The sequence below is a fragment of the Piscirickettsia salmonis LF-89 = ATCC VR-1361 genome (assembly GCF_000297215.2).
GTDB lineage: Bacteria > Pseudomonadota > Gammaproteobacteria > Piscirickettsiales > Piscirickettsiaceae > Piscirickettsia > Piscirickettsia salmonis.
The window spans coordinates 40,701-49,141 of record NZ_AMFF02000056.1 but is presented as its reverse complement, the minus strand read 5'-3'; the positions used below and the strand labels follow the sequence as shown (position 1 = coordinate 49,141).

At 40.5% G+C, this 8,441-nt stretch carries 8 protein-coding genes; 5 read left to right on the top strand and 3 right to left on the bottom strand.

Going from position 1 to position 8,441, the window contains the following annotated elements; translation table 11 throughout:
- Positions 1 to 317: 317 nt before the first annotated feature.
- The 3 genes from C200_RS05970 to C200_RS05960 form a co-directional block, all read right to left on the bottom strand.
- The gene (locus C200_RS05970) at positions 318 to 1,538 is read right to left on the bottom strand and encodes an aromatic amino acid transport family protein (RefSeq protein WP_016211177.1); all 1,221 of its coding nucleotides are present in this window, start codon (positions 1,536 to 1,538) and stop codon (positions 318 to 320) included.
- A gap of 367 nt (positions 1,539 to 1,905) precedes the next feature.
- Positions 1,906 to 3,900, bottom strand: a complete 1,995-nt coding sequence (locus C200_RS05965) for a monovalent cation:proton antiporter family protein (RefSeq protein ID WP_032126450.1) — start codon at positions 3,898 to 3,900, stop codon at positions 1,906 to 1,908.
- Between the two features lie 112 nt (positions 3,901 to 4,012).
- On the bottom strand, positions 4,013 to 4,621 hold the full coding sequence (locus tag C200_RS05960; RefSeq protein ID WP_016211185.1) for a Smr/MutS family protein: 609 nt from the start codon (positions 4,619 to 4,621) through the stop codon (positions 4,013 to 4,015).
- 66 nt (positions 4,622 to 4,687) lie between these two features.
- On the opposite strand from C200_RS05960, the gene prmB reads away from it, so the two are divergent.
- From prmB to C200_RS05935, 5 genes are all read left to right on the top strand, one after another.
- Positions 4,688 to 5,611: a 50S ribosomal protein L3 N(5)-glutamine methyltransferase gene (prmB, locus tag C200_RS05955; RefSeq protein ID WP_032126449.1), complete on the top strand. Its 924-nt coding sequence runs from the start codon at positions 4,688 to 4,690 to the stop codon at positions 5,609 to 5,611.
- 20 nt (positions 5,612 to 5,631) lie between these two features.
- A complete protein-coding gene (locus tag C200_RS05950) occupies positions 5,632 to 6,096 on the top strand; it encodes a low molecular weight protein-tyrosine-phosphatase (RefSeq protein WP_016211180.1) in 465 nt (154 codons plus the stop codon).
- 62 nt (positions 6,097 to 6,158) lie between these two features.
- Positions 6,159 to 7,187 (top strand): aspartate-semialdehyde dehydrogenase, encoded by a 1,029-nt coding sequence (locus C200_RS05945; RefSeq protein WP_016211178.1) that lies wholly within the window; start codon positions 6,159 to 6,161, stop codon positions 7,185 to 7,187.
- 90 nt (positions 7,188 to 7,277) lie between these two features.
- Positions 7,278 to 7,658, top strand: coding sequence for a lactoylglutathione lyase (gloA, locus tag C200_RS05940; protein ID WP_032126448.1), 381 nt, complete (start codon positions 7,278 to 7,280; stop codon positions 7,656 to 7,658).
- Between the two features lie 31 nt (positions 7,659 to 7,689).
- Positions 7,690 to 8,019, top strand: coding sequence for a DUF4404 family protein (locus C200_RS05935; RefSeq protein WP_016211182.1), 330 nt, complete (start codon positions 7,690 to 7,692; stop codon positions 8,017 to 8,019).
- Positions 8,020 to 8,441: the final 422 nt, after the last annotated feature.

Here is an 8,441-nt window from a genome sequence, read left to right as displayed (position 1 = left end):
TAGCAATACCATACTGGCGACAAATATCTTCAACTTTAACACCCGCTTGGCCTTCATTAAGCATGGCTACAATTTGTGATTCTGTTAGTTTTGATCGTTTCATCTTCTCTCTCCTGTCTAAGTTAATTTAACAGAAGATTCCACTTATCACTTGTACTATTTTAAGGGAGGGTTACCATACGGTTGTACATAAAAATTAAAATAATCTAATTTTTATGTAAACTGTTTTTAGCCTGTTATTTATTTAAAATAATAATTAATAGAAAAAACATTTAAATTGAAATAATGCATATGTTTCTTATCGGCTGTATTGCAGGTTAATGAAATACAGGCAATAGATTAAAGGCACTGGCAATTTGCAAGGCAATGATAAGCAAGCCGGCTAGGAATACGATGGTTAGGATGAGTACACTGCCTTTGACTTTATAAGGTGAGGAAAGGTCAGGTAATACTCGGACTTTGCGGACCATCAGGACAGGTAATAATACAGCAAGTACCGCCAGAGCAATTGCAGCATAGCCGAGGGCGATAATAAAGCCTTTTGGATAGAATAAAGCGAAGACTAAAGGAGGGATAAAGGTCATTAAGGCGCTTTGCAAACGGCCTGTTTTATTGTTGTGGCGCTTGGTGGCGTCGGCAATAAAGTCAAATAAGCCTAAAGTGACACCTAAAAATGAAGTGGTTACGGCAATATCAGAGAAAATATTAACGAGAGCGGTGATTACCGGGCTATGCACCCATAGGCTAAGGGCATGAATGAATTGACCAACGGAGCTACCTTGTGCGGTAAGGGCAGCTAAACTATGAGGGCCAGTGCGAGGTATAGTGCCAAGTGTTGTCAGTTCAAAAATAATATAAAGTATCAGTGGAACCATACTGCCGATGATTAGTACTTTACGTAGTTTTTTAGGGGAGATGCCAACGTAATTGACGATGCTTGGAATGCTGCCATGAAAACCAAAGGAAGTGAAGACAATGGGAGCCGCGGCAAGAATAAAGAGTTGTGCCGTTGGTTGTGGTTCTAAACGCTGAAGATCGACATGGCCGATTAATAAGGCTAGCATTGCGATAAACGCAATGATTTTGATGGTAAAGAGAATCCGGTTGGCATAATCAACAGCACGCGTGCTCCAAAAGACAAAACCGCCGAGAATTATAGTAAAAATAAGGGCGCTGATTTTCTCAGCATGCTGAAAGTGAATATGCAGATTTTCAGTGATAAGTTGCGAGCCGCCGGTAATATATGCGGCAGTTAGGGCATAAAAGAGGATCAGCATGGCAGCGGTGGCAATGATTTTTCCGGGGGTGCCGAGGGTGGCTTTGGCCATGGAACTAAAACTGCTACCGCGTGGGAAGGCTAAATTGACCTCTAAAGTAAGTAAAGCGGTATAGCACATTAAGATCCACAACATAATCATAAGGATAACAGCATAATAAAAACCAAGACCTGCAGTGGCAAGAGGAAGGGCAAGGACGCCGGCACCAATGGTAGTGCCGATAATAATTAATGTGCTGCCAAGGGTCTTATTGGTGGTCATGACTGCTCCTGTATAAATATAAAGTCTAATCTAAAAGATCATGTTTAGTTGAATTATTCTAGCTAATAATATATGGATTAATTTATTAAAATTTAATCTTTATGTAAAAGTAAAAGTAAAAGTCTGTTTGTTTTCTGCTTATAATGTAGTGTGTTTATACTTTAAGTTTAAGAATAGAAATAATAAGATGGGTGATAATCGTGAGTCGCTGTATTACTATGTATATTCATAGTATAAATTTTATAAATTGTTAAGTTTTTAGTTAGGTTATGCATTAGCATGAGCGTCTCGTATGTTTAAAGCAATACGCTCATGCTAGAGATATCACAGTGAAAAGTCAAGCCAGATAAAGCAGCACTGCAAGTAATTAGGCAATATTGCCAATCAGCTTCGCTTCAGCACGTTCGATATTCTCCGGGGTGCCGTAGAGAACTAAGATGTCCTGTGCTTTTAAGCGAGTATCAGGTTCTGGTTGAGCACCACGAATACCGCTACGGCGTATAGAGGTCACTGTGACGGAAAAATCTTCAAGCTTGAGCTCTTTGAGAGTGCGGTCAATGGCAAAGCTGCCTTCAGGAAGAAAGAAAGAACTTAATTGTTCACGCATACTTTCATCGCTTTCAATAGTTTCGGCTTCTTGACCTTTAAAAAAGCCGCTGAGTAAGTCGTAGCGATTTTTACGAATATTTAACAGCCAGCTCATCACACGATGTTTGGGCACACCAAGCATAAGCATCAGGTGGGAGCCAAGCATCAGGCTGCTCTCTAAGGCTTCGGAGACCACTTCGGTGGCGCCTTCTTCACGATATTCCTCTAGTAAGGCATCGTTTTTTGCACGAACGAGTACATCTAAATTCGGTGTAATATGTTGAATTAAGCGCAGGGATTTTTTGACACTGCTGGCAGGGCTGGTATAGGTAATCACCAGTGCTTTTGCCTGAGCAATACCTGCATGGCGCAAAGTATCCAGTTGGGTGGCATCACCATAGAAAATATTCTCACCGGCAAGGGAGGCTTGTTCGATGCGTAATGGATCTAGGTCGACAGCAATATAATTAAACCCTTCCGATTCTACTGCGCGGGCGAGGCGTTGGCCGACACGGCTAAAACCGCAGATAATGACATGATCCTTGAGCGTTGTTGCAGTATTGGCTGGTTTGGTTGGTAGTGATGAGGAATTTGTTGAGCGTTCTGTGAGTTTATGAAATAAAGCTAGTAACGGCTTTTGAAAGCGGACGAGAATAATGGAGATAACCATACTGATCATCAAAGCGCCGAGCATGACTTGGGCGATATGATCATCAATGGTATTAAAGTTGGTTTCTATAGAAATTAAAACAAAGCCAAACTCACCCCCTTGGGACAGGAGTATGCCCGTTTTAAAAGCATCGGTAGAATTAGCTTGGCGAGTGAGCCTAACTACGGCATAGATAACAATTGCTTTAATAAGCACAATAGCAACCGCAATTAAAATCACCCAAACAGCAAAGCTTGATAATTCATGTAAGTTGACCAAGCTGCCCATACCGATAAAGAACAAACCTAATAAGGTATCGCGAAAGGGGCGAATGTCAGAGGATACTTGATGATGGTAAGGGGTGCCGCCGAGAATAACACCCGCTAAAAAAGCACCTAACTCCATTGACAACCCCATGAGATCTGTGACCCAGGCGGCTGCGAGTGCGATGCATAAAGCAGTCAATAAAAAAAGCTCACTGGAACGGGATTTAGAAATTTCGTGAAATAGACGTGAGACAACCCAATGACCGACGAAAACCAGAACAATAAAGGTTGCAACGCCTTTGGCTAATTCAATGCTTGTAGTTTGCAGAATGTGATCGCTACTGCCTTGGCTTAATGAGGTCGCAATGATTAATAAGGGAATCGTGGCAAGATCTTGAAAGATAAGTATCGAGAGTGAAAGTTGTCCTCGTGGCGTGTTCACTGCACCAGCTTCGGCAAGTAGCTTACTGGCAATGGCCGTCGAAGAGAGGGCAATTGCACCTGCGGTAATAAAACTATTAGATAAGGATAAACCGCAAATAATCGCAATAATCCACGCGATAAGAATACAAATGATCACTTGCAAACTGCCGGCTTTTAGTAAGGCAGAACGCATTGCTGCAAGCCTGGGCAAGGAAAGCTCTAGACCAATGGTAAAGAGCAAGAAAACCACACCAAATTTAGCCAAGACATGGAGGTTACTGAAGGTTGAGATCCAGTCAGGGCCTGATGGACCGGCTAAAACACCGACACACAGATAGCCAAGAATTGGCGGAAGTTTAAAACGTCTGAAAATAGCAACGACAGCAACAGATGTGGCCAATAAAATAAGAAGTTGCTGAAATAGGCTGTGTATCATAGATTCTCGCTCAATAAATAAAGGCACTGATTATAGTATTAAGTGATGAGCTGATAAATTTAAAAATCGCTCGAAATATTCTGAACTATTTTGATTTTTAAACTAAAAAAAATTAAAGTAGTGAATTAAACTCCTCTGATGAATTATTTTTTTTGCGCTTGATTAACACGTGAACCGCACCGGCACCGCTAAATTGTCTAGGTGCTGAGGCAAAAGCAAGCACACGGGGAGAGTGACGCAGCCAATTATTCAGTTTATTTTTAAGTACCGGTGTTTCTTGGCTCATTTTGCCCTTGCCATGTATGATGCGCACGCATTGATACTGGCGATTTTGACAGTAGTCAAAAAAATGTTTGAGCTGTAGCTTTGCTGTGTGGATATTATAGCCATGTAAATCAAGCTCATCTTCTGCAAAAATTTTACCCCGTTTTAATTTAGAAAGGATACTATGTTGTACACCTTCTTGGTAATAGTCAATAAGGTCGTTGGCTTGAACCGGAGAGCAGAGCGTATAGTCTGAGAATTCATCTTTTTCTAGGATGTTGTTATGGTCACTAAAACTGGGTTGTACTATTTTTTGAGGAAGGGGTCTTTTTTTATTTATTATCGCTTGCGTTTGTTGTAATGGCTTAATCCCTTGCATTTCCTCTTGAAGTAGCGCCTGTTCTTCCGTGGATAAGTGATGATTGTTGTTATTTTTTTTCTTCTTCGAGTTGCTCATCGTTACTTCAGGGCATTGTTATGTCATAATATGGAACCAGTTTAGCATGTATAAGTGAAAGAGTGAATGAAACGAGAGTTCGTCTTAAATGACGCTGTGCAAACAGACTTGCATACGATTGGCGATTGGTTACGTTGGATGGTGAGTAGTTTTCAACGTGCTGGTTTATTCTATGGCCATGGCACGGATAACCCTTGGGATGATGCAGTACAGTTATTAAATTATGCGCTAAGTTGGCCTGGAGAAATTCCCCGTGACATGATGAATGCGCGCTTAACCCAGGATGAAAAGCAGCAGCTATTCGCATTAATTGCCGAGCGGGTCAGCCTGCGTAAACCCGTCCCTTATATTACGCAACGAGCGTGGTTTCATGGTTTAGAGTTTTATGTTGATGAAAATGTGCTAATTCCACGGTCACCGATTGCGGAGTTGATTGAACAGCACTTTGAGCCATGGGTTGATTCAACTCAAGTTCATAGAGTGCTGGATTTATGCACTGGCAGTGGTTGTATTGGTATCGCTTGTGCTGTCGAGCTAGCTGATATATTGGTAGATTGTGTTGATATTTCGCCTGAAGCGTTGCAAGTTGCTCGGCGTAATGTGAGCTATCATAGCTTAGATGAGCGGGTTAATTTAATTGAATCAGACTTGTTTAATCAAGTACAGGGTAAGTATGATGTGATTGTGAGTAATCCGCCTTATGTGGATGCTAACGATATGGCAAGTCTTCCCGATGAATACCGGCATGAGCCCGTGTTGGCATTAGCTGCTGGTGATGATGGGCTGGACTTAGTGCGGCGGATGCTTAAAGAAGGCAAGCATTATTTAAACCCACAGGGAGTGATGATTGTTGAAGTGGGTAATAGTGCTGCGGCATTAGAAGAAAGTTTGCCGACGCTGCCTTTTACCTGGTTGGAGTTTGAACGTGGTGGTAATGGCGTGTTTGTGATTAGTTATGAAGAGCTCGTGCGTTATCAGAGTTTATTTTAAATCAAGGAGGGAAAAATAAAATGAAACTCTTGTTTGTGTGTACAGGGAATATTTGTCGCTCACCCACAGCAGAAGCGGTGTGTCAAAAAAAGCTTGAAGAGATGAGGTTAATTAGCCATGTTGAAATTGATTCAGCGGGTACTCATGCTTTTCATGAAGGAGTGGCTCCAGATGCGCGTTCTCAGGAAGTTGCTGCTAAGCATGGTGTTGATTTGGGTGATTTGCGTGCGCGTGTTGTGACTGTGGATGATTTTGAGCGTTTTGATCATATTATTTGTATGGATAAAAATAATATTGATTATCTGAGTCGTTCCGCTCCTGCACATGCGCAGCATAAATTATCGTTATTGCTTGATCATGTTGATGGTGCTAGTCATCAGGATATCTCTGATCCTTATTATGGGGGTGAGCGTGGCTTTGATTTGGTTTTTGCTGAAATTAATTTAGGTGTAGATGCATTACTAAAAAAGCTTTGCACGCAATAATAGCATGATAATTATATTGATTTTTTATTTAAAATTAAGATTCAAGTAACAGGAGAGCTGAAATGAAAAAATACTCAGTTGCCATTGTTGGAGCGACTGGCGCTGTCGGTGAAACTTTACTCGAGTTATTGGCTGAACGTCAATTCCCTATTGCCCGGGTTTATCCATTGGCAAGTGAGCGTTCTGCAGGAACAACAGCTACATTTGGTCATCAGACACTAATTGTTGAAAGCTTAGCTGAGTTTGATTTTTCTCAGGTTGATATTGCTTTCTTTTCTGCAGGTGCTGATATTTCTCATGACTATGTTCCGAAGGCTACCGCTGCGGGGGCGGTTGTAATTGATAATAGTTCATGTTTTCGTTATGACGATGATGTGCCTTTGGTGGTTCCTGAAGTCAATGCTGATGCAATTAAGCAGTATAAGTTACGCCATATTATCGCCAATCCGAATTGTTCAACGATACAAATGGTCGTTGCGTTAAAGCCGCTATATGATGCGGTGGGTATAGAGCGCATTAATGTTGCGACCTATCAGGCTGTTTCTGGAACAGGGAGGCAGGCCTTAGAAGAACTTGTTCACCAAACTGCAAATTTATTAAATGCAAAGCCTGTGCAGAGCAAGGTTTATCCAAAGCAGATTGCATTTAATGTTCTTCCACATATTGATCGGCTGGAAGAGAATGGTTATACCTTTGAAGAAATGAAGATGGTGCGAGAGACGCAAAAAATATTGGCCGATAGTAATATAAAAATTAATCCAACCGCTGTGCGTGTGCCTGTTTTCTATGGGCATGCAGAAGCAATAAATATTGAAACTAAAGAGAAAATTACCGCAGCCGGGGCTACAGAATTATTGAAGCATGCCATGGGTGTAAAAGTGATTGATGGTCGAGATGAAAACTTTGACTATCCAACTCCAGTGACTGAGGCGTCGGGTAAAGATGCTGTGTATGTTGGACGTATTCGTGAAGATATTTCCTGTGAGCGGGGCATTAATCTTTGGGTGGTTGCAGATAATGTGCGCAAAGGGGCTGCCTTAAATGCCATTCAAATTGCTGAATATTTAATTAAGCATGAACTTAATAAATAAAGTGATAGAAACAATGTTAACTTAAATGTTTATTATGATGAGCAGTAAAGCTAATTAAATAACGGAAAGTTTAAACTTAAAGAGGAATTTATGAAATTTCTTCATACTATGCTTCGTGTCACTGATTTAGAGCGGTCGATACATTTTTATACTGAAATGCTTGGCATGAAGTTATTAAGGCGTACTGATAATGAGCAGTATCGTTATACTTTGGCTTTTGTCGGTTATGGTGAGGAAAGTGAGCACACTGTATTAGAGCTGACTTACAATTGGGATGAGCCTAGTTATGATCTGGGTAGTGCATTTGGCCATTTAGCATTTGGAGTTAATGATATTCAGTCTTTTTGTCAGCAGGTTGCTTTTGCGGGTGGCAAAGTTACTCGCGAGCCAGGCCCGGTTAAGGGAGGCACGACCGTAATTGCATTTATTGAGGACCCGGATGGTTATAAAATTGAGCTGATTGAAAGGTAAAAAATAATATAAAAAATTATGAGGTATATGTATGATTGAAGATACACTCAATAAAATCGAAACCCAGCTAAGAGCAGCAAAACTCTCTGATGAGAAAAGGTCTGAGTTGTTGGCTTTAGCTGAAACTTTGCGTACAGAACTGGTGGACCTAGAAAAAACACAAAAAGAGGGTGCGCACAGCATAGCTAATTTTGCTCAGGCGTCAACACATGAGTTACTAAAAAATGATAAAGATGAAGATTTGTTGGATTTATCTGCTAAAGCATTAGAGCGTTCAGTGGTTGACTTTGAAAACTCACATCCGCGTTTAGCGCAGACAGTACGAGGTATTATTGTTTCGTTAGGAAATATGGGCATATAATAAAAGTTAAGGGCAGCGCTGCCCTTTTCTATTTTTTAGTTTGAAATCTTATAGTTTTAAGAAATATATAATTTTTATTTATTTACAATAAAAATATATCTATGTTTTAGATTTTTTTGTCTATATGGCGGTTTGTTACTGAAAGAATAATATCTTATATTTATCTGATGGTGGGGTAAATGACTAGAGAAACTTTAAATTTCTCTTAATAATTTCATATTATATATAGAAAAATCAACATTTTCTCTATATGTGGCTAATAAAAACTGGTATAAGATTATTTCGATTGCTAGCTAATCTATATGTTTACATTGTTTTTATAAGGTTAATTCTAACTTAAATGTTGTTGCTATCGCTGCGAGCCATGGAGTGCTAAGCACGGGGTGAGTAGGCCGAGGTAGGTTCGGGTTTTTAGCAGAGCG

Coding starts and splice junctions, on each gene's coding strand:
- C200_RS05970 (WP_016211177.1), bottom strand. CDS start 1,538: ATGACCACCAATAAGACCCTTGGCAGCACATTAATTATTATCGGCACT.
- C200_RS05965 (WP_032126450.1), bottom strand. CDS start 3,900: ATGATACACAGCCTATTTCAGCAACTTCTTATTTTATTGGCCACATCT.
- C200_RS05960 (WP_016211185.1), bottom strand. CDS start 4,621: ATGAGCAACTCGAAGAAGAAAAAAAATAACAACAATCATCACTTATCC.
- prmB (WP_032126449.1), top strand. CDS start 4,688: ATGAAACGAGAGTTCGTCTTAAATGACGCTGTGCAAACAGACTTGCAT.
- C200_RS05950 (WP_016211180.1), top strand. CDS start 5,632: ATGAAACTCTTGTTTGTGTGTACAGGGAATATTTGTCGCTCACCCACA.
- C200_RS05945 (WP_016211178.1), top strand. CDS start 6,159: ATGAAAAAATACTCAGTTGCCATTGTTGGAGCGACTGGCGCTGTCGGT.
- gloA (WP_032126448.1), top strand. CDS start 7,278: ATGAAATTTCTTCATACTATGCTTCGTGTCACTGATTTAGAGCGGTCG.
- C200_RS05935 (WP_016211182.1), top strand. CDS start 7,690: ATGATTGAAGATACACTCAATAAAATCGAAACCCAGCTAAGAGCAGCA.